This is a genomic window from Arthrobacter sp. Z4-13, from assembly GCF_054792705.1.
Genome location: NZ_CP096459.1, coordinates 2,101,742 through 2,120,878 on the forward strand (window position 1 = coordinate 2,101,742; position 19,137 = coordinate 2,120,878).

20 protein-coding genes are annotated in these 19,137 nt (G+C 65.5%); 4 read left to right on the top strand and 16 right to left on the bottom strand.

Annotated features, from left to right (window positions below):
• Positions 1 to 162: 162 nt before the first annotated feature.
• Complete coding sequence (locus M1E07_RS11400) at positions 163 to 1,443, top strand: PrsW family intramembrane metalloprotease (protein ID WP_461190298.1); 1,281 nt, start codon at positions 163 to 165, stop codon at positions 1,441 to 1,443.
• A 67-nt stretch (positions 1,444 to 1,510) separates the two neighbouring features.
• Here the strand turns inward: M1E07_RS11400 and nusB are convergent, their stop codons facing one another.
• The 14 genes from nusB to M1E07_RS11470 form a co-directional block, all read right to left on the bottom strand.
• On the bottom strand, positions 1,511 to 1,921 hold the full coding sequence (gene nusB, locus M1E07_RS11405) for a transcription antitermination factor NusB (RefSeq protein ID WP_387546847.1): 411 nt from the start codon (positions 1,919 to 1,921) through the stop codon (positions 1,511 to 1,513).
• On the bottom strand, positions 1,921 to 2,484 hold the full coding sequence (gene efp, locus M1E07_RS11410) for an elongation factor P (protein ID WP_066276200.1): 564 nt from the start codon (positions 2,482 to 2,484) through the stop codon (positions 1,921 to 1,923). The genes nusB and efp overlap by 1 nt, the downstream gene beginning before the upstream one ends.
• Positions 2,485 to 2,657: 173 nt before the next feature.
• Complete coding sequence (locus tag M1E07_RS11415; protein WP_461190299.1) at positions 2,658 to 3,176, bottom strand: tetratricopeptide repeat protein; 519 nt, start codon at positions 3,174 to 3,176, stop codon at positions 2,658 to 2,660.
• On the bottom strand, positions 3,176 to 4,267 hold the full coding sequence (gene aroB, locus M1E07_RS11420) for a 3-dehydroquinate synthase (protein WP_461190300.1): 1,092 nt from the start codon (positions 4,265 to 4,267) through the stop codon (positions 3,176 to 3,178). The genes M1E07_RS11415 and aroB overlap by 1 nt, the downstream gene beginning before the upstream one ends.
• A complete protein-coding gene (locus M1E07_RS11425) occupies positions 4,264 to 4,803 on the bottom strand; it encodes a shikimate kinase (protein WP_461190382.1) in 540 nt (179 codons plus the stop codon). Before M1E07_RS11425 ends, aroB begins: the two co-directional genes overlap by 4 nt.
• Positions 4,804 to 4,830: 27 nt before the next feature.
• On the bottom strand, positions 4,831 to 6,030 hold the full coding sequence (aroC, locus tag M1E07_RS11430; RefSeq protein WP_461190301.1) for a chorismate synthase: 1,200 nt from the start codon (positions 6,028 to 6,030) through the stop codon (positions 4,831 to 4,833).
• A gap of 26 nt (positions 6,031 to 6,056) precedes the next feature.
• Positions 6,057 to 6,917 carry a shikimate dehydrogenase family protein gene (locus M1E07_RS11435; protein ID WP_461190302.1) on the bottom strand — a complete coding sequence of 287 codons (861 nt, stop codon included), beginning with the start codon at positions 6,915 to 6,917 and terminating at the stop codon, positions 6,057 to 6,059.
• Positions 6,914 to 8,620, bottom strand: coding sequence for an endolytic transglycosylase MltG (gene mltG, locus M1E07_RS11440; protein ID WP_461190303.1), 1,707 nt, complete (start codon positions 8,618 to 8,620; stop codon positions 6,914 to 6,916). The genes M1E07_RS11435 and mltG overlap by 4 nt, the downstream gene beginning before the upstream one ends.
• Positions 8,617 to 9,213: a Holliday junction resolvase RuvX gene (ruvX, locus tag M1E07_RS11445; protein ID WP_461190304.1), complete on the bottom strand. Its 597-nt coding sequence runs from the start codon at positions 9,211 to 9,213 to the stop codon at positions 8,617 to 8,619. The genes mltG and ruvX overlap by 4 nt, the downstream gene beginning before the upstream one ends.
• Before the next feature lie 7 nt (positions 9,214 to 9,220).
• Positions 9,221 to 11,899 carry an alanine--tRNA ligase gene (gene alaS / locus M1E07_RS11450; RefSeq protein ID WP_461190305.1) on the bottom strand — a complete coding sequence of 893 codons (2,679 nt, stop codon included), beginning with the start codon at positions 11,897 to 11,899 and terminating at the stop codon, positions 9,221 to 9,223.
• Between the two features lie 131 nt (positions 11,900 to 12,030).
• The gene (locus M1E07_RS11455; RefSeq protein WP_461190306.1) at positions 12,031 to 12,273 is read right to left on the bottom strand and encodes a hypothetical protein; all 243 of its coding nucleotides are present in this window, start codon (positions 12,271 to 12,273) and stop codon (positions 12,031 to 12,033) included.
• Between the two features lie 16 nt (positions 12,274 to 12,289).
• Complete coding sequence (locus M1E07_RS11460; RefSeq protein ID WP_050054932.1) at positions 12,290 to 12,664, bottom strand: DUF948 domain-containing protein; 375 nt, start codon at positions 12,662 to 12,664, stop codon at positions 12,290 to 12,292.
• 144 nt (positions 12,665 to 12,808) lie between these two features.
• Positions 12,809 to 13,435, bottom strand: coding sequence for a 30S ribosomal protein S4 (gene rpsD, locus M1E07_RS11465; protein ID WP_461190307.1), 627 nt, complete (start codon positions 13,433 to 13,435; stop codon positions 12,809 to 12,811).
• A gap of 170 nt (positions 13,436 to 13,605) precedes the next feature.
• A complete protein-coding gene (locus M1E07_RS11470; protein WP_461190308.1) occupies positions 13,606 to 15,027 on the bottom strand; it encodes a replication-associated recombination protein A in 1,422 nt (473 codons plus the stop codon).
• 65 nt (positions 15,028 to 15,092) lie between these two features.
• Here M1E07_RS11470 and M1E07_RS11475 point away from each other — a divergent pair, with 65 nt between their 5' ends.
• The 3 genes from M1E07_RS11475 (at position 15,093) to M1E07_RS11485 (ending at position 16,469) form a co-directional block, all read left to right on the top strand.
• Positions 15,093 to 15,764, top strand: a complete 672-nt coding sequence (locus tag M1E07_RS11475; RefSeq protein WP_461190309.1) for an acVLRF1 family peptidyl-tRNA hydrolase — start codon at positions 15,093 to 15,095, stop codon at positions 15,762 to 15,764.
• 76 nt (positions 15,765 to 15,840) lie between these two features.
• Positions 15,841 to 16,257 (top strand): hypothetical protein, encoded by a 417-nt coding sequence (locus M1E07_RS11480; RefSeq protein WP_461190310.1) that lies wholly within the window; start codon positions 15,841 to 15,843, stop codon positions 16,255 to 16,257.
• Positions 16,254 to 16,469, top strand: coding sequence for a helix-turn-helix transcriptional regulator (locus tag M1E07_RS11485; protein ID WP_461190311.1), 216 nt, complete (start codon positions 16,254 to 16,256; stop codon positions 16,467 to 16,469). Before M1E07_RS11480 ends, M1E07_RS11485 begins: the two co-directional genes overlap by 4 nt.
• A 2-nt stretch (positions 16,470 to 16,471) precedes the next feature.
• On the opposite strand, the gene M1E07_RS11490 is transcribed toward M1E07_RS11485, so the two are convergent.
• Positions 16,472 to 17,206 carry a GNAT family N-acetyltransferase gene (locus tag M1E07_RS11490; RefSeq protein ID WP_461190383.1) on the bottom strand — a complete coding sequence of 245 codons (735 nt, stop codon included), beginning with the start codon at positions 17,204 to 17,206 and terminating at the stop codon, positions 16,472 to 16,474.
• A gap of 139 nt (positions 17,207 to 17,345) precedes the next feature.
• Positions 17,346 to 19,124: an aspartate--tRNA ligase gene (aspS, locus tag M1E07_RS11495; protein WP_461190312.1), complete on the bottom strand. Its 1,779-nt coding sequence runs from the start codon at positions 19,122 to 19,124 to the stop codon at positions 17,346 to 17,348.
• Between the last annotated feature and the right edge of the window lie 13 nt (positions 19,125 to 19,137).

The following is a 19,137-nucleotide window of genomic DNA, read 5'->3' on the forward strand; positions in this document are numbered from 1 at the left end:
CCCCGCCTCACAGGACGGAATTAAAAAAGGATCATGTGCGTTCCAAAATTACCACACGGGGCCGGCCGGACCCGTGCCGGGAGGACGCGTCGACGGTCACACGGCCGTCGCCCGTGAGCGGGATCCTTGGCCGCGTGGCGGGAGCAACCTAGGCTTTCGGTTATGTCAATGCATCCCCGCTACCCCGCGTCCGGGCCACCCGACGATCCGTATCGTGGAGCGGGCACCCCGCTCCCCCGCGATGCCAACCCAAGCTGGATGGGTCACGTGCAGCCGGAGAACTACCGGTCGGCGCCGGGGCATCAGGGCCGCCTTGTGGAAACAGTGGTGCCGCCGCAGGTCCAGGGAACGGTGGTTCGGGCCGGGCGGGCCCGCAGCGGGGGGCTGGTGGGACTGACCATTGGAGGCAGTGCCCTGGCCTTCCTCAGCCTGTTCCTGGTGGTGCCGTTCCTGCTCTCAAACACGGGCCCGGCCGGGTTCCTTGTGGGATTCCTGGCCTCGCTCATTCCCCTGTCGGTGGTCCTCCTGGCCGTGTACGTCATCGACAAGTGGGAACCCGAGCCAAAGCGGCTCCTGTACTTCGCCTTCACGTGGGGCGCTGCGGTATCGATCGCCGTCACCCTGCTCGTCCAGCCGTTCTTTGTGCTGGGGTTCCAGTTGTCGGACGGAGCCGACCTGCAGACCTACATGGCCACTGTGCAGGCGCCGATTGTGGAAGAGTTCGCCAAATCCCTGGGGCTGCTGCTTCTGCTCCTTCTGGCGAGGAAGCACTTCGACGGGCCGGTGGACGGGGTGGTCTTCGCATTCACTATTGCCGGCGGCTTCGCCTTCACCGAGAACATCCTGTATTTCGGCAGGGCCATTGCGGAATCAGCCGACCCGGCCAGCGATTTCGCCCAAGTGTTCTTCCTTCGCGGCGTGATGTCCCCCTTCGCCCACGCGATCTTCACCGGCACCACCGGGCTGATTATGGGCTTCGCCGCCCGGCGCTGGCACGCGGGCGCTTCGGTAGCAGCTTTCTTCGTAGGGCTGCTGCCGGCCATGTTCCTGCATAACCGCTGGAACAGCATGGGCCAGGGCTTCCTGGTGGATTACATCCTGGTCCAGGTCCCCATCTTCTTCCTTGCCGTGGCCGGCATCATCCTCCTGCGCGTTGCAGAGAAGCGGCTGACGCGCCAGCGCCTGCTCGAATACTCCGCCGCCGGCTGGTTCACCCCCGCCGAGGTGGAGCTCCTGGCCACGTTGGGCGGCCGCCGGACGGCCCTGAACTGGGCGGGCAGCTACGGCAGGAAGCGGCAGATGAAGGAATTCCTGAAGGCGGCAACGCAGCTGGCCAACACCCGCCAGCGCATCCTCAGCGGCCGCGATGTCCAGCTGCACCAGGCTGAGGAGCGCCAGCAGCTGCAGCGGGTCCTCGCCCTGCGGGCCGCCGTCGCCCGCTGAACGGCTGCTTAAACGCGAAAGGGCTGGCCCCACGTCGGTGGAGGCCAGCCCTTTGCGGTGATGCCGACTAGGCGAGCAGCGAAGGCTTCAGCTGCTGCAGCCGGCCCAGGAGGCCGTTGATGAACTGCGGCGACTCGTCGGTGGAAAGCGTCTTGGCCAGCGCCACCGCTTCACTCACCGCCACGCCGTCGGGGACGTCGTCGTTGTAGAGGAGCTCCCAGGTGCCGATCCGCAGGATGATGCGGTCAACGGACGGCATCCGCTCAAGGGTCCAGCCCTGCGAGTACGTCTCGAGGAATTCATCGATGGCGGCCTGCTGGGACAGCACGCCCTCAACAATTTCCAGGGTGTACGGATTAACGATCTGGTCGGTCTTCTCCCGGCGGGCCCGGAGCACGTCAAAGGCCGAAACCGAGCGCTGCTCGGCTTCGAAAAGAACATCAAGGGCCCTGTTACGGGCTTTACCGCGTGCGCTCACTACTCGGTGACCCGGCCGAGGTAGCTGCCGTCGCGGGTGTCCACCTTGACCTTGGTGTTGTTCTCGATGAACAGCGGCACCTGGATTTCGTAGCCGGTTTCCAGGGTGGCAGGCTTGGTGCCGGCGGAGGAGCGGTCGCCCTGCAGGCCAGGCTCCGTGTAAGTGATTTCGAGGACTACGCTCGGCGGCAGTTCGATGTACAGCGGGTTGCCCTCGTGGATGGCGATGTTGACCATCTGGTTCTCAAGCATGAAGTTGGTGGCGTCTCCAACGGTGGCGCCGGAAACCGTGATCTGGTCGTAGTCGGAGGTGTCCATGAATACGAAGTCCGCGCCGTCCTGGTACAGGTACTGGTAGTCGCGGCGGTCAACCGTGGCGGTCTCGATCTTGAGCCCGGCGTTGAACGTCTTGTCCACGACCTTTCCGGACATCACGTTGCGCATCTTCGTACGCACGAAGGCGCCGCCCTTGCCCGGCTTGACGTGCTGGAATTCGATGATGTTCCAGAGCTGGCCCTCGAGCTTCAGGACCGTTCCGTTCTTGATGTCGTTAGTGGTTGCCACTGGTTTCCTCTGGTTTCTTTGTCTGGTCGCGTTGTCAGACGTTGTATGCCGGGCTGGCCTGCGAATCGGCTCGCCAGCGCGTATTTGTCAAGAATCGGGTCCTTGAAAAAAATTCAAGAACTATTCTACCAATACAAACCGGGGGCGCCTTTCGGAGCGCCCGGCGGACGTCGTCAGCAGGCCAGGTCCAGGACGTCCCGGGCACGCTGCAGCGCTACTGTCGACGAGTAGATCAGGGCGGCGTCCGCGGACTCGGCCACCCGCAGGTCCAGTGCGCGGGCGAAGGACTCCACCGCCGCGGACGTCTGGCCGGCTGTGTATTGGGTCTTGCCCAGGAACTGCAGGACCAGCGCCTCGCGCGGTGTCCCCTGCACTTCGGCGAGCAGCTGCCGGAACAGCTCCACGGCCCGGTCCGGCCGGTTCGAAACGCGGAGCACCTCGGCCTCAAACGCCCGCAGCCTGAAGGACTCGGGATCCTTGAAGCGCGCTTCGGCCAGCAGTTCCGCCGCCTCAGCCGGGTGCCCTTCCACCAGCAGGACAAAGATGTGGTCGGCGGGGTCCGTGGACACCGCCAGCGCCTCCCGGCAGGCGTCCTCGTTCACGATCTCCGGCAGCAGGGTCTCCGGATTGACGCGGATACCCGGGAAGCCGGCCTCTGGCCAGTCTGCTGTACCCTCCATGTCGCCGTGCATCAGGATGCAATTTCCTGGTAGGCGGCGAACAGCAGTGACGTGTCGGGGACGTCAAGGATCCCCGGCTTGGCCACGCCGTCCAGGACAACGAAGCGCAGCAGGTCGCCGCGGGATTTCTTGTCCCGGCGCATCCCGTCAAGCAGGCCCTGCCATCTGTCCCGGCGGTAGGTGACGGGGAGTCCCAGCCCGTCGAGGATGGTCCGGTGCCGGTCCGCGTCGACGTCGCTAAGCCTGCCGACGCTGCGGGCAAGTTCGGCGGCAAACATCATGCCCACGGAGACGGCGGCGCCGTGGCGCCAGGAGTAGCGCTCCACCAGTTCGATGGCGTGGCCCAGCGTGTGCCCGTAGTTCAGGATTTCCCGGAGCCCGGACTCCTTGAGGTCTTCGGAGACAACCTTTGCCTTGACGGCGATAGCCCGTTCAATGAGCTCCCGGAGGACGGCCGACTGCGGATCCACCACTCCTTCCGGGTCCTTCTCGATGAGGTCGAGGATGGCGGGATCGGCGATGAAGCCGCACTTGATGACTTCTGCCATTCCCGAGATGATCTCGTTTTTTGGCAGCGTGTTCAGCGTGTCCAGGTCGGCCAGCACGGCCGCGGGCGGGTGGAAAGCACCCACCAGGTTCTTTCCTTCGGCGGTGTTGATGCCGGTTTTTCCGCCCACTGAAGCGTCCACCATGCCGAGCAGGCTGGTGGGCATGTGGATGACCTTGATGCCGCGAAGCCAGGTGGCGGCGACGAAACCGGCGAGGTCCGTGACGGCGCCTCCCCCGACGGCGACGATCGCGTCGGAGCGGGTGAAGTCGTTCTGCCCCAGGACCTGCCAGCAGAAGGCTGCCACCTGGATGTGCTTGCCTTCTTCGGCGTCCGGGATCTCTGCCGTCAGGGAGGTGAAGCCGGCTGCCGCCAACTCATCGCGGACGGTGTCGCCCGTGAGCCGGAGGGCACGCGGGTGGATGACCAGGACCCGCCGGACGCGCTCACCGAGCAGGCCGGAAAGGTCAGCCAGAAGCCCCCGTCCCACCACGACGTCGTAGTTGTTTCCGGCGGATTCGCCGGTGACCTTGATGACTGTTGATTCCGCGCTCACTTTTCAACTTCCTGTTTGGCAGCTGCGTAGTCCCGCAGTGCTGCTTCCAGCCGGCGTCCCAACTCGGAAACCGAGCCGTGGCGCACGTCCAGGGTTATGTCTGCCAGCCGTTCATAGACCGGCTTGCGGGTGGCGAACATGGCCGTCCAACGGCCCATTGCGTCTCCAGCCAGCAGCGGCCGCCCAGAGTTCCTGGCGATGCGGCCCGCAACTGTGCTGGCGTCACATTCCAGGTACACCACGGTGCACCGGCTAATCAGCTGCTGGGTTCCGGAATCGAGGACCGCACCGCCGCCCAGGGAGATGACTGTGGCCGTGCCTTCCGCTGCCTCGACGACGTCCGCCACTGTCCGCGCCTCTATCTCACGGAAGGCGTGCTCGCCGCGTCCGGCGAAGATGTCGGAGATGGATCCATGGGCTGCCACGATAACGGCGTCGGTGTCCACGAACGGCGCACCGAGCTGATGGGCAAGCTGCTGCCCGATAGCGGATTTGCCGACAGCCATGGGCCCGATGAGAACCACCGGACGGCCCATGGACGCGGCTTTGCTGCTGTGGGGCACCTACTGGCCGATCGAGTCCAGGGACGCCGGAATGCTGTCCAGGTAACCCTTGATGTTGCGTGCGGTCTCCGCTACGGAATCGCCGCCGAACTTTTCGGTGACCGCCTCGGCCAGGACCAGCGCCACCATGGCTTCCGCCACCACGCCGGCGGCCGGGACGGCACAGACATCGGACCGCTGGTGGTGTGCCTTCGCAGCCTCTCCGGTGCTGATATCGATGGTCTTAAGCGCGCGGGGTACCGTGGCGATGGGCTTCATGGCCGCCCGGACGCGCAGCACGTCGCCGATGCTCATGCCGCCTTCGATGCCTCCGGCCCGGTTGCTGGTGCGGACGATGCGCCCGTCAGCGTCCCGCACGATTTCGTCATGGGCGGCAGAACCGCGGCGTGCGGCGGTCAGGAAGCCGTCGCCGACCTCCACTCCCTTGATGGCCTGGATTCCCATCAGTGCTGCGGCGAGCCGGGAATCGAGCCGGCGGTCCCAGTGCACGTAGCTGCCCAGTCCCGGCGGGAGCCCGTAGGCGAGGACTTCAACCACGCCGCCCAGGGTTTCGCCTTCCTTGTGGGCGGCATCCACCTCGGCCACCATCGCGTCCGAAGTTTCCCGGTCGAAGCAGCGCAGCGGATCAGCGTCGAGGGCCAGCACGTCGCTGGGAACAGGCAGCGGGCGCCCTTCGGGGACGGTGACGCTTGCGATGGAGACGGTGTGGCTGACGAGTTCGATGCCCAGGTGCCTCAGGAACTGCGCGGCGACTGTGCCCATTGCCACGCGGGTGGCTGTCTCGCGGGCGCTGGCCCGTTCCAGGACGGGGCGGGCCTCGTCGAAGCCGTACTTCTGCATCCCGGTGAAGTCGGCGTGCCCGGGCCGGGGCCGGGTCAGCGGTGCATTGCGGGCCTGGTCGGCGAGCAGCTCGGCATCCACGGGATCGGCAGACATGATCTGCTCCCACTTGGGCCACTCCGTGTTGCCTACCTGGATGGCCACGGGACCGCCCTGGGTGCGCCCGTGCCGGACTCCGCCGAGGATAGTCACAACGTCCTGTTCAAACTTCATGCGGGCGCCGCGGCCGTAGCCCAGGCGGCGGCGGGCCAATGAATCGGCGATGTGCCCGCTGGTGATTTCCACACCGGCGGGGACGCCTTCAATAATTCCCATCAGAGCCGGACCATGGGATTCACCGGCAGTCAACCAACGCAACATATTTTCCATCCTGCCATGTATGGCGGTTACAACGCCCGTCGGGGAAGGCCGACTGCGTCACACATCACATCTATGACAGACGCGTTAACTTCCTTATCGAGGCGGCTGAACAGGCGCACCTGTTCCACGGCCTGGTACAGCAGCATTTCGAGGCCGGGCACCACGGTGCCGCCGCCGGCCTCCCACACAGATGCAACCAGGCTGGGCCAGGGATCGTAGGCCACGTCCAGCAAAACGCCGGATGTGGAAGCCTTCAGTGCCGCGATTTCTGCCGCCAGCCCGTCTGCAGCGCGCGGCGGCAGGGTGGAGATAACGACGTCGGCAGCGGCCGTTGGCTTCGCAGCCTCCGTGAGGGGGCAAATCTCCAAGGAGAGGCCAAGGCTTTCTGCTGCGGTGCGCACTTCGGCTGTGCGGGCGGGATCACGGACGAAGAGCCGCGCGGAGCCGGCTCCAAGTTCCGTGAGGGCTGCAGCGGCAGCGGCCGCCGTCCCGCCCCCGCCAAGGATGATGGGCGCCGTGGGCGTGCCGCCGCCAGCATGGCGGACAGCGTTAACAATTCCTGTGACGTCCGTGTTGAAACCGATGGCCCGGGTACCGCCCGTATGCTCCTCAAAGGCCACGGTGTTCACCACGCCCAGGGTCCGGGCGACGCCGCGGACTTCGTGCACCTCGCTGACCATGGCGGTCTTCAAGGGCATGGTGACCGAGAGGCCGCGCCAGCCCGGCTGGCCCCGGAGCTGCCGCATCAGCGACGGCAGCAGTTGTTCCGTGACGTCAATTGCCGTGTAGCTGATGCCGATGCCCAGCTGGCTGTACGCGGCGTGATGCAGCGCCGGCGACTTCGAGTGGCTGATGGGGTGGCCCAGGACGGCTGCCCGCAGGCTCATGTGCAGCGGCCAACGTTCGCCATGCACCAGGCGTTGTACTGGTCAACATAGCTGTTGTGTTCAGCCAAGGTGCGGGAGAACTTCGTTTCCTTGGTGTCAAGGTTGATGGTTACCCAGTACAGATAGTCGTTGGACTTGGGCTTGGCGGCAGCATCGATGGCATTCTTTCCCGGAGAACCGATCGGCCCGGGGGGAAGGCCCGGATTCGCGTAGGTGTTGTACGGGTTGGACTTGTCCTGGCGCTGTTCGTCCGTGAAGTTGTAGCTCTTGGTACCCAGGCCGTAGGTGACAGCTGAGTCCACCTGCAGGAAGCCGCTGGTCTGGTCATTGGGCTTGAGCCGGTTGTAGATGGCCCCGGCCACGTCGCCATACTCCGCCTGGCCGCCCTCGGCCTGCACGATGCTGGCCACAATGACGGCCTCATACTGCTTGGCCGGATCCGTAATCCCCTGGGACTTAAGTTCATCCACGGTGGTATTAACCAGCGATTGAAGGATGTCCTTCGCGGACGTGCCGAGTGGATAACGGTGCTCACCCGGGGCCAGGTACCCTTCAAGGTTCTTAGCCTTTTTGGGGAGGCCGAACTGGGCAGGCTGGTTGCTAAGGGCCTGCAGCTCCTGGATGGACACGCCGGAGCCTTCGGAGATCGCCTGCAGGGACTCATTGATACGCAAGCCGGCGCTGAGGGCGAAATAGATCACCTTGGCCTGGTCCTTGCCGAGCAGGACGTTGACGGCGTCGGCATTCTTCATCTCTGCCTTGAAGGTGTAGTCCCCCGGCGCCAGTACTCCGCCGGATGCATTGAACGCCTGGAGGAAGGTGTCGGAATTCGCGACGACACGCTCTCCCTCCAGCTTGCTGGCGACGGAACGGGTTCCTTCCCCGTTCTCGACAGTCACCATAACTTCGCCCGAACCCGGACCCGGGAAGTCGCTGGGCTTGTCGTTGCCAAGCAGCGGCTTCAGGAACTGGGCCCCGACGGTGACAGCCGTGACGAAAACAGCAAGGGTGAGGAACAGCGCCAGCAACCTGCGGCGCCGACGGACCTTTTTGGAAGGCTTGGCCACTACGGGCGCTGCCGCGCCGGGCAGGAACCCGTGGTGCCCGGCGTCGTGGTGCGGATCGTCATGCGCACCGTCGTAATGCCCCTGGTCATAGTGTCCCTCGTGGTGGACGGCGTCGTCGTGGTGCACGCCTTCCTGGTAGTGGTACCCCTCGGCATAGCGGGCATCGTCGTCGTAGTACCCATTCGGTGTGTGCCGGTGCCCGGCGAGGGCAGGCTCGGGGAAGGATACGTGAGCGTCGTCGTGATGAATGTCGTCATGCTGAACCTCGGGACGGTACCCATTCTCGTGGTGCGCGTCAACGCTCTGCACGCCGCCGTGAGGCATGTCGTTTTCCGGGCGCAGCCCTGCGGGCTGCGGCTCGTTCTCATAAACCTGCTGGATGGACGGCGGCGCCTGCGGAGCGGCCGGGACAGCATGCTCTTCCGGGGCCGCAGGAAGTAGTGACGCGGCGGCGGCCGGCGGCTCGGAGGGCGGCGGCGGAACGTCGTGTCCCGTCTCGTAGGCCTGCTCGGGCACGGCGCCCTGGAGTCCGGTGTCAGAGGTCTTTTGGCGCGCCCGGATTTCCTTGCGGGTCAGCGGCCTCGCTGCCCCGGCGTCCAAGGGGCCGGAAGCGTCGTCAATATTGGCAGGACTCACTGTTGCCTTCCATCATTTGAAGATTGGTCCGTGTCCGGGGTGACGCGGACAGACTCATCCACTTCGCTGACCCCCTGGCCCACGGAAGGGGAGGGCGCCGTCACGCGTCGGCCGACATCCGCTCCCCTGGCTTTTTGCATGTCGAGGGCGTGCTGAAGGATACCTGCCGCCGCGACCTGATCAACTACTTTACGGTGATTCCGGCTGCTCATGCCAGCTTCATGCAGATTGCGGTGGGCAGTAACGCTGCTGAGGCGCTCGTCCACCAGGTTCACCGGCACGGCCAAAGCCCGTGCCGAGAGTTCTGCCGCCAGCAGCTCTGCGTACTCGGTGGCCATCCTCGCGGACGTGTGCTCTTCACCCTTCATGGTCCGGGGCAAGCCCACGATCACCTGTACCGCACCAAGTTCCTCGACCAGGTTGGCAATGACCCGGACATCCGAGTTTTTCCTGGCATTCCGGTCCAGCGTCTTGTACGGCGTAGCGAGGATCGAGTCGCGGTCGCAGATGGCCACGCCTACCCGGACGGTGCCGACGTCGACCCCCAGTTTGATGCCCTGGGGGCTGGCGCCGGCTGCAGAAGGATTGGTCATAGGAAGGTTATCGCCCGGAAATCGCGTCCACGACGGCTGCCAGGGCAGGGGCGACCTTGCCGGCGTCCGTTCCGCCGCCCTGCGCAACATCGTCCTTGCCGCCACCGCCGCCGCCGAGGATCCCGGCCGCGAGCCGTACCAGGGCACCTGCCTTGACACCGGATTCCCGCGCGGCTTCGTTCGTGGCCACCAGGATCATGGGACGGTCGTTCGCGACGCCGGCAACTGCAACCGTAGCGGCAGCCGAACCCAGGCGGTTCCGCAGGTCCAGCGCCAGCCCGCGGAGGTCGTCCGCGCCGCTGACCTGGCCGGCGTCGTGGGCAATAACGCTGACCCCGGAGGCGTCTTTTGCGCTGTTGACAAGCTGGGCTGCGGAAGCGGCGAGTTGTTCCTTGCGGAGCCTGTCGAGTTCCTTCTCCGTGGCCTTGAGCTTGGCAAGGGTGGCGGCGATCCTGTCAGCCAGTTGGCCGGACGGAACCTTGAGCAGGTCGGTCAGCTCGGTCACCAGGGCACGCTCGGCGGCGAGGTGGCGGAATGCATCCATGCCAACGAAGGCCTCAACGCGCCGGTTTCCTGAACCGACCGACTGCTCGCCCAGGAGCGAGAGGCTGCCGATCAGGGAGGTATTGGCCACATGCGTTCCGCCACAGAGCTCTCGGGACCACGCGCCGTCGATCTCCACAACGCGGACTTCGCTGCCGTAGTTCTCGCCGAAGAGGGCCATGGCGCCCAGGGCCTTGGCCTCGGCCAGTCCCATCACCTTCGTCTCTACCGAGTAGTTGTTCCGGATGGCGAGGTTGGAAACCTCTTCGATTTCCGAGCGGGTGGCGGTGCTCAGGCCCTCGCCCCAGGCGAAGTCGAAGCGCAGGTAGCCGGCCTTGTTGTAGGACCCTCGCTGGGTGGCTTCCGGCCCGAGGATCTGGTGCAGCGCGGCGTGCACAATGTGCGTGCCGGTGTGGGCCTGCTCGGCGGCGTGGCGGCGTTCGCGGTCGACGGCGGCACGCACCAGCGAGTCGGACCCGATTTCGCCTTCGCGGACGATCGCCTTGTGGACGCTCAGGCCCTTCAGCGGACGCTGGACATCGAGGACCTCGACGACGAACCCGTCGCCCGTGATCAGGCCGGTATCGGCGGCCTGGCCGCCTGCCTCTGCGTAGAACGGGGTCTCGGAGAGCACCAGTTCGATCTCGTCGCCCGTGGACGCCTGCTGTACCGGCTGTCCTCCGGTGAGGATTCCGCGGACGCGGGATTCGCCGTCGAGCTCCGTGTAACCGGTGAAGACGCTTTCACCTTGCGCAAGGATTTCCTGGAAGGCACTGAGATCGGCATGACCGCCCTTCTTGCCCTTCGCATCGGCCTGGGCACGCTTGCGCTGCTCCAGCATGAGGCTGCGGAAGGCTGCCTCATCCACCTGGAGCCCGGCCTCCTCGGCCATCTCGAGCGTGAGGTCGATGGGGAACCCGTAGGTGTCGTGCAGGGCGAAAGCCTCAGCGCCGGAGAGCGGCTTGTTGGCGGCTTTTGATTCCTTGACGGCGTCTTCAAGCCGGGCGGTGCCGGAGGCGATGGTGCGCAGGAACGCCTTTTCTTCGGCGTAGGCGATGCGGCTGATGCGGGCAAAGTCGGTGTCCACCACCGGGTAGACGCCCTTCATGGCATCACGTGAGGCGGGCAACAGGTCCGGCAGGCAGGCCTGTTCCACGCCCAGCAGCCGCATGGACCGCACGGCACGGCGGATGAGCCGGCGCAGGACGTAGCCCCGGCCCTCGTTGGAGGGGGTCACGCCGTCGGAGATGAGCATCAGTGCCGAGCGGATATGGTCGCCCACCACGCGCATGCGCACGTCGTCGGTGTGGTGCGGGTCGTCCGGCGTTTCAGCTGACGTGTATTCCTTGCCCGAGAGCTCGGCAGCCTTGTCGATCACCGGACGGACCTGGTCGGTCTCGTACATGTTCTCGACGCCCTGCAGGATCATGGCCAGGCGCTCCATGCCAAGGCCGGTGTCGATGTTGCGCTTGGGCAGTTCACCCACAACATCGAAGTCTTCCTTGGTCCGGACGTTCTCAATCTGGTACTGCATAAACACGAGGTTCCAGATTTCGATGTACCGGGTTTCGTCAGCCAGCGGCCCGCCCTCGATGCCGTAAGCGGGGCCGCGGTCGTAGTAGATTTCGGAGCAGGGGCCGGCGGGTCCGGGCTGGCCGGTGTGCCAGTAGTTGTCCGACTTGCCCATTTTCTGGATGCGCTCGGCCGGAACGCCGGTGTTCTTCAGCCAGAGTTCCTTGGCTTCGTCGTCCTCTTCGTAGACCGTTACCCACAGCAGTTCGGGAGCAAGGCCGTATCCGCCGTCGTCCACGCCCGTGGTCAGCAGTTCCCAGGCGAACTTGATGGCGTCTTCCTTGAAGTAGTCGCCAAAGGAAAAGTTTCCGCACATCTGGAAGAAGGTGCCGTGCCGTGCGGTCTTGCCTACTTCCTCGATGTCACCGGTGCGGATGCACTTCTGCACGCTGGTGGCGCGGGAGTAGGGCGGTTCTTCGCGTGCGGTGAGGTAGGGAATGAACGGAACCATGCCGGCAACCGTGAACAGCAGCGAGGGGTCGCTGGAAACCAGCGATGCGGACGGAACCGCGGTGTGGCCCTTGTTGACAAAAAAGTCCACCCAGCGCTTAGTGATCTCCTGCGACTTCATGAGCTGTTTACTTACCCTTCTTGGTCCACGCACATGCGCGGAAGTTCGTTCGCGTGGCAGTTCCGTAGGCACGGATGCTGCCGGTTTGGTTCGGACGGCCGGGCCGCGCTGCGGCCTGGCCGGTTGCCGGGTCAGCGGCGGACCAGTTCCCCGGACTCCACCCCGAGGGCGGCGCGGAGGTCTGTTTCCCGTTCGCGCATTCCGTCACGGATGGCGTCGGCAAAGTCGTAGACCCCGTCGGCGAGCCGGCCTACAGCCCGGTTGAGGCCCTGCGAACCAAGCGTGGACTGCATGCTGGCCTGCGCTTCAGTTACTTTGCGGAAAGCGATGACGCCGATCGCCACGCCGATTCCCATCCAGACAAGTCGTTTCATTTAGGTTCTCCGGAGTTCAGCGGCTACGGCGGCCGGCAGCGGGTTTCTTGCGGTTGGCCAGCGCGGTGCGGACACCGTAACTGAAGGCTGCCACTTTGATGAGCGGGGAACCAACGGTGGCGGCGACCAGCGAGGACAGTGCGGACAGGTTCGCTGACGCGTCGGAAACGTTGGAGGAGATCCCGTCCACCTTTTTCAGCTGCTGGTTGGTGGTGGACACGGTGGCCGTGACCTCGTCCATGAGCGGCGTGGCGCCGTCACTCAGGGACCTGATGGACGTGCGGACCTCATCAAGGACTTTGCCCAGCTTCAGGATGGGCACCGCAAGCAGCAGCACCAGGAGCGCAAACACTCCGGCAGCGATCAGGCCGGCAATATCGCCACCAGACATAGACGTTCATCTCCTCGAAATTCTGTGGTTCGTTCCACCCATCGGATGCGCGTGAAGCGCATTCCGCAGATGTCCCCCAAGTACCTTACATACAAAGAAGCCCGCGGCGCTTGCCACGGGCTTCTTTGGATACGCTGCTGGAATTTAGCGTGCGTAGAATTCGACGACCAGCTGCTCTTCGCAGGTCACGGGGACCTCGGAGCGCTTGGGGCGGCGAACCAGGCGTGCCTGGAGGGCTTCCAGCTTGACGTCCAGGTATGCCGGAACGGTGGGCAGGACGTCGCGGTGGGCGCCGGCTGCTGCAACCTGGAGCGGAACCATGGTTTCGCTGCGGGTGTGGACGTGGACCAGCTGGCCCTCGCCGACGCGGAACGACGGGCGGTCAACGCGGATGCCGTCAACCATGATGTGGCGGTGCACAACAAGCTGGCGGGCCTGGGCGATGGTGCGGGCGAAGCCGGCACGCAGGACCAGGGCGTCAAGGCGCATTTCGAGCAGTTCGATGAGGTTTTCACCGGTCAGGCCCTTGGTGCGGCGGGCTTCTTCGAAGGCACGGGTCATCTGTGCTTCGCGGATGCCGTACTGGGCGCGCAGGCGCTGCTTTTCGCGCAGACGTACGGCGTAGTCGGAGTCCTGCTTCTTGCGGGCACGGCCATGCTCACCGGGGCCGTACGGGCGGCGCTCCATGTACTTGGCGGCCTTGGGGGTCAGAGCGATGCCGAGGGACCGCGAGAGGCGGGCCTGACGGCGAGCACGAGTGTTGTTAGCCACTTGTGTCCTTCCAATATCTGCGGTGTGTCAGTGTTACTGGCCTCCACGATGGAGAGCATCGGCCAACCGCTGCCTTTTGCTACTGGGCGCAGGCATAACCTTCTCAACGTAAAATTGGGGAGATTGTGCGTCCGCGCCTTGCCAGACAAACATCCATCTTAGCATGGGAGCTACTTGCCCCGGACGATCCTGCGCAGCCGCTCCAGCCGCACGGCAATGTCCCGCTCCGCGCCGTTGGCGGTGGGCTGGTAGTAGTCCTTCCCCATTAGGTCGTCCGGCGGGTACTGCTGAGTTGCGACGCCGTGCGGGGCATCGTGCGCGTACTTGTAGCCGAGGCCGTGGCCCAGCTGCTTTGAACCCGGGTAGTGCGCGTCCCGCAGGTGCGCGGGGATACCGTTCCCCAGCCCTGCGCGGACATCGGCGATGGCCTTGTTGATGCCCATGTAGGCGGCGTTGGACTTCGGCGCCGTGGCCAGGTGCACCACGGCCTCGGCCAGGATGATCCGCCCTTCGGGCATTCCGATCAGCTGCACGGCCTGGGCTGCGGCCACCGCAGTCTGCAGGGCAGTGGGATCAGCCATCCCCACATCCTCAGCTGCGGAGATCACTATCCGGCGGGCGACGAAGCGCGGGTCCTCCCCCGCTTCGAGCATCCGCGCCAGGTAATGAAGGGCGGCGTCCACATCGGATCCGCGGATGGACTTGATAAAGGCGCTGATGACGTCATAGTGCTGGTCACCTGCACGGTCATACCGCACCGCTGCGACGTCCAACGCGCGTTCCGTATGTTTGAGCTCGACGGCGACCAGCCCGTCACCGGCATCGTCGGCGTCACCGAAAGCGACTCCCGCTGCCGCCTCCAGCGCCGTCAGGGCCCGCCGGGCATCGCCGCCGGACAGCCGCACGAGGTGTTCCAGCGCTTCATCGCTGAGCCGGACTTTCCCGCCGAGCCCCCGCGGATCTTCGACAGCCCGCACCAGCAGCCCTTCGACATCCGCGTCCGTCAGCGGCCTGAGGGTCAGCAGCAGGGAGCGGGACAGGAGGGGCGACACCACGGAAAACGACGGATTCTCGGTAGTTGCGGCCACCAGGACCACCCAACGGTTTTCCACGCCGGGCAACAGCGCGTCCTGCTGGGCTTTGTTGAAGCGGTGGATCTCGTCCAGGAAAAGGACGGTGGTGGTTTTGTAGAGGTCACGGGCAGTGAGGGCGTCGTCCATGACGCGCCGCACGTCCTTGACGCCGGCGGTGATTGCGGACAGTTCCACGAACTTCCGTCCGGTTCCGCGGGCGATCACGTGCGCCAGGGTGGTTTTCCCGGTCCCCGGCGGCCCCCAGAGGATAAGGGAAGTGGGACCGGCAGGACCGGAGGTGTCTGCTCCCGCCCCGGCGGCCAGCTGGCGCAGCGGTGAGCCCTGGCCCAGCAAATGCTGTTGGCCCACCACCTCGTCAAGCGTCCGGGGCCGCATCCGGACTGCCAGCGGACCACGGGGCGACGCCTTACCCCCTGCCGCGCTGCTGGCTGCTGCACTGCCACCGGCACCGGGACCGTCGTCGTCGTTGCCTGGGCCTTGCCCGAAGAGATCATCCACATAGATAGGCTACTTCCAGTCAGAAGGCTTACCTGTCGAAGCCGCCACCCAGCGAAGGACGCCCATTGCCCGCACCTAACGCCGCCGGAGGACATCGCACGTCGTCCATCCGCACGGCTTACGTCCCGGGCAGCCGCCTGCCCGGCTGGGCGATGAGGTTCGCCGCATCGCATGGCGGCTACCAGCTAAAGGATGACGACGACGGCCTGCACCTTCGGGCGGCCGACGGCGCCGCAGCACTCCTGCAGGCCCCCTGGCCCGGCGACGGCCGGCCGGGCCGCGGCGCTGACGCGCTGGAAAGGCTCGCCTCCCTCGCGTCACAGCCGCGCAGGCTCGGCCTCCTGCTGGTCCGGCGCGGAGGTTATGGCGTAGCGGTGGTCAGCGAAGGACTGGTACTGGCGTCGAAAGTCGGCTCCACCTACGTGCAGTCGCGGTCGGCCGCGGGCGGACAGTCCCAGCAGCGGTTTGCCCGGCGCCGGTCCAACCAGGCGGACGCACTGGTGGAGACAGTTGCGGATCAGGCGCTTCGGGTGTTCAGCGGCCGGTCCTTTGAATACCTGGTTCCCGGCGGCGACAGGGCATTGGCGGGTTTTGTCCTTGAGCACCCGGCCCTGAAGGACTACGCCGCCCTGCCGCGGTTGGCCTACCTTGACGTTCCGGACCCCAAGGCCGCGGTGCTGAAGAAGGCGGCAGCGGACGCCTGCTCGGTAAGGATTCAGGTGACGGACGCGTCCTGAGAATACCGGTAATTGTTTGAGCCCAGGGAAGACAAGCGTCCTTGACACCCAATCCCGGAGGGCGCACACTTGGGACATGACAAGCAAACTTGACAGGAATGACCGCAGCGCCGGAGACCGCGCAGTTTCCCGTGCCTACAACCTCGATTTCTGGCCCGGCATCGGCGCCTACGCCGTGGTGCTTACAGCAGTACTTCTCTGGGGAGGCCTGGATGGAAGCAGCCCATGGCGCTTCGTCTGGGCCGTTCTCCCGGTGATACCCAGCTTGTGGATCGTGCGGGCCGTCCTCCGCCATGCGCGCCGCATTGACGATTACCAGCGGCTCCTGCTGCTGCAGTCCCTTGGCGGCGGTTTTGCCGTAGCCATGGTTGCCTCTGTAACCGTGGCCTTCCTGGAAATTGCCGGCATGGGCTTCGTGGGGATTGGCTGGATCATTTACGGCGCAGGCATGCTGGGCTGGATTATTACCAGCGCCGTGGTGGCACGCCGATGAACAACCATCTCAAGGCGCTCCGGGAATCGCAGGGATGGACGCAGGGGAACCTTGCCGATCGGCTGGGCGTGTCGCGTCAGACCGTCAACGCCCTGGAGACGGGCCGTTACGATCCTGCCCTGCCGCTGGCCTTCCGCATCGCACGACTCTTTGGTCAGCCCATTGAGTCGATTTTCATCCCTGATGACGTGGACATCGCCGCTGAGGGTTGACGTCAGCAGCCGGTCAGCGCCCGCCGGGGCCGCTGTTGCCGGTAGAGGTACCGGCCCGACTCCGTAAACCCGGCGTGGCCATACAGCTGCAAAGCGGCGTGGTTCGCTGCGGTTACCAGCAGCCAGAAGCTGTCCAGGCTGCGGGCGGTCCCCTCGGACAGGAGAGCCTGCAGTACCAGCGAAGCGTACCCGCGCCGGCGGTGGGACGGGGACGTGGCCATGCAGTAGATCCCGCCGGTTCCGTCCACGAGGGCGAGGCGCCCGACGGCGGCGGGGACGCCGTCGTCGTCCCTCACCAGGGCATACAGCGACGGGCAGCCAGCCAAAATGGCCCGGGCCGTTCCCCGCTCTGCCTGGCCGCCCCGGCAGTCCACGCTCCACCAAAGGTCCAGCCATTCCTTGTTCGGCTGGTCCAGGATTTCAACCGTGGCAGCCAATGGGTGCACAGGTTCCGTCCCGGCCGGCCGGGCCATGATGAGCGTCTCCGACTGGCGGGTAAAGCCCTGTTCGTCCAGGAAAGCGTTCAGGCTGGAGTTGGCAGGCGTGTCCGTTATCTGGAAGATCAGGGGCAGCCGCCGCTGCCGGTACCACTGAACCGCGTCGCGCAGCGCCTCCAGTGGTACCGCCGCGGCGTCCCGCGGCCACACCGAGTTGGCCCGCTGCGTGACCCCGTCGGCAGCACGAAGAACCCACTCCCCCGTGTCGTGGCGATCCGCAGACGGCCAGGCGGCATCCATTAGCGGCTCGTAATCCACCAGCGTCTCGAAGGCGCGGGTTTGCTGATCCGGGAGACTGTGCACCACGGAATCTCCTGTCTGCGGATACACCTGAAGGCCCTCCCTGCCAGGAGAGCCTTCAGGTCAAACGGGTGACGCTCTATTTGCCTTCTGCGGGCTTGGCTGCCGGTTTGAAGTCCACGCCGGCTTCCTTGCGCTGCTGCGGCGTAATGGGGGCCGGGGCCGCGGTCAGGGGATCGTAACCGTTGCCGGTTTTCGGGAAGGCAATGACGTCGCGGATGGACTCAACACCTGCCAGCAGCGCCACCACGCGGTCCCAGCCGAAGGCAATGCCGCCGTGCGGAGGGGCGCCGTACTTGAAGCCTTCGAGCAGGAAGCCGAACTTGGTCTGGGCGTCTTCCCGGTCGAGGCCCATCAGTTCGAAGACCCGTTCCTGGACATCGCGCTCGTGGATACGGATGGAACCGCCGCCGATTTCGTTGCCGTTGCAGACGATGTCGTACGCGTAGGAGAGGGCCGATTCCGGGTCCTGGTCGAACGTGTCCAGGAACTCGGGCTTGGGCGAGGTGAAAGCGTGGTGCACGGCCGTCCACTTTCCAGCGCCGACGGCCACATCGCCGGAGGCCACCGCCGCGGCGGCCGGTTCGAACATCGGCGCGTCCACTACCCAGCAGAAGGCCCAGGCGTTGGGGTCGATCAGGCCGGTACGGTGGCCGATTTCGACGCGGGCAGCACCCAGGAGGGCGCGGGCCGCGGACTTCTCGCCTGCCGCGAAGAAGATACAGTCACCCGGCTTGGCGCCCACGGCATCCGCCAGGCCCGCGCGCTCCGTGTCAGTCAGGTTCTTGGCAACCGGACCGGCGAGCTCGCCGTCTTCCTTGAACAGGACATAGGCCAGGCCCTTGTGGCCGCGCTGCTTCGCGAATTCCTGCCAGCCGTCCAGGGTGCGGCGGGGCTGGGAGGCGCCGCCCGGCATGACCACGGCGCCGACGTACGGTGCTTTGAAGACGCCGAAGTTGGTGTCCTTGAAGAACTCGGTGAGTTCGGTCAGCTCCACACCGAAGCGGAGGTCCGGCTTGTCAGAGCCGTACCGGGCCATGGCGTCTGCGTAGGTGATGCGCTGGATGGGCGTCGGGATTTCGACGTCGATCAGCTTCCACAGTGCCTTGACGATGTTTTCGCCGAGCCCAATGATGTCGTCCTGGTCCACGAAGCTGGCTTCGATGTCCAGCTGGGTGAACTCCGGCTGGCGGTCGGCACGGAAGTCCTCGTCGCGGTAGCAGCGCGCGATCTGGTAGTACTTCTCGAAGCCGCCCACCTGCAGAAGCTGCTTGAAAAGCTGCGGGGACTGCGGCAGCGCATACCAGGAACCCGGGGCCAGGCGGGCGGGGACAACAAAGTCACGGGCGCCTTCCGGCGTCGAACGGGTCAGCGTGGGGGTTTCGACCTCCACGAAGCCGTCCTGGTGCAGCAGCTCGCGGGCCACGCGGTTTGCCTCGGAGCGAAGCCGAAGGTTGCGGGCGGGGCCGGGCCGGCGCAGATCAAGATAGCGGTGCTTCAGTCGTGCTTCCTCGCCCACTTCAACGTGCTCGTCGATCTGGAATGGAAGGGCCTCAGAAGTGTTGAGGATGACTACCTTGTCCGCCATGACCTCGATCTCGCCGGTGGCCAGGGCAGGGTTTTCATTGCCCTCCGGCCGCTTGGAGACGGTGCCGGTGATCTGCAGGACATACTCGTTGCGCAGCCCGTGGAAGACTTCTTCCTCGCGGACCACAACCTGTGCCACGCCGGACGCATCGCGCAGGTCAACGAAGGCCACACCACCGTGATCACGACGGCGGCCCACCCAGCCAGCGAGGGTTACGGTTTGTCCAATGTGCTCGGAACGAAGGGATCCGAGGTCATGTGTGCGCAGCACAGCACGCCTTTCT

What these genes read in the sequence shown, in the direction of transcription:
- M1E07_RS11480 (WP_461190310.1), top strand. Translation starts at nt 15,841, where the DNA reads ATGACAAGCAAACTTGACAGGAATGACCGCAGCGCCGGAGACCGCGCA.
- M1E07_RS11425 (WP_461190382.1), bottom strand. Translation starts at nt 4,803, where the DNA reads ATGGGCCGTCCGGTGGTTCTCATCGGGCCCATGGCTGTCGGCAAATCC.
- M1E07_RS11400 (WP_461190298.1), top strand. Translation starts at nt 163, where the DNA reads ATGTCAATGCATCCCCGCTACCCCGCGTCCGGGCCACCCGACGATCCG.
- M1E07_RS11435 (WP_461190302.1), bottom strand. Translation starts at nt 6,917, where the DNA reads ATGAGCCTGCGGGCAGCCGTCCTGGGCCACCCCATCAGCCACTCGAAG.
- M1E07_RS11485 (WP_461190311.1), top strand. Translation starts at nt 16,254, where the DNA reads ATGAACAACCATCTCAAGGCGCTCCGGGAATCGCAGGGATGGACGCAG.
- M1E07_RS11455 (WP_461190306.1), bottom strand. Translation starts at nt 12,273, where the DNA reads ATGAAACGACTTGTCTGGATGGGAATCGGCGTGGCGATCGGCGTCATC.
- aroC (WP_461190301.1), bottom strand. Translation starts at nt 6,030, where the DNA reads ATGTTGCGTTGGTTGACTGCCGGTGAATCCCATGGTCCGGCTCTGATG.
- alaS (WP_461190305.1), bottom strand. Translation starts at nt 11,899, where the DNA reads ATGAAGTCGCAGGAGATCACTAAGCGCTGGGTGGACTTTTTTGTCAAC.
- ruvX (WP_461190304.1), bottom strand. Translation starts at nt 9,213, where the DNA reads ATGACCAATCCTTCTGCAGCCGGCGCCAGCCCCCAGGGCATCAAACTG.
- M1E07_RS11490 (WP_461190383.1), bottom strand. Translation starts at nt 17,206, where the DNA reads ATGGATGCCGCCTGGCCGTCTGCGGATCGCCACGACACGGGGGAGTGG.
- M1E07_RS11460 (WP_050054932.1), bottom strand. Translation starts at nt 12,664, where the DNA reads ATGTCTGGTGGCGATATTGCCGGCCTGATCGCTGCCGGAGTGTTTGCG.
- M1E07_RS11415 (WP_461190299.1), bottom strand. Translation starts at nt 3,176, where the DNA reads ATGCACGGCGACATGGAGGGTACAGCAGACTGGCCAGAGGCCGGCTTC.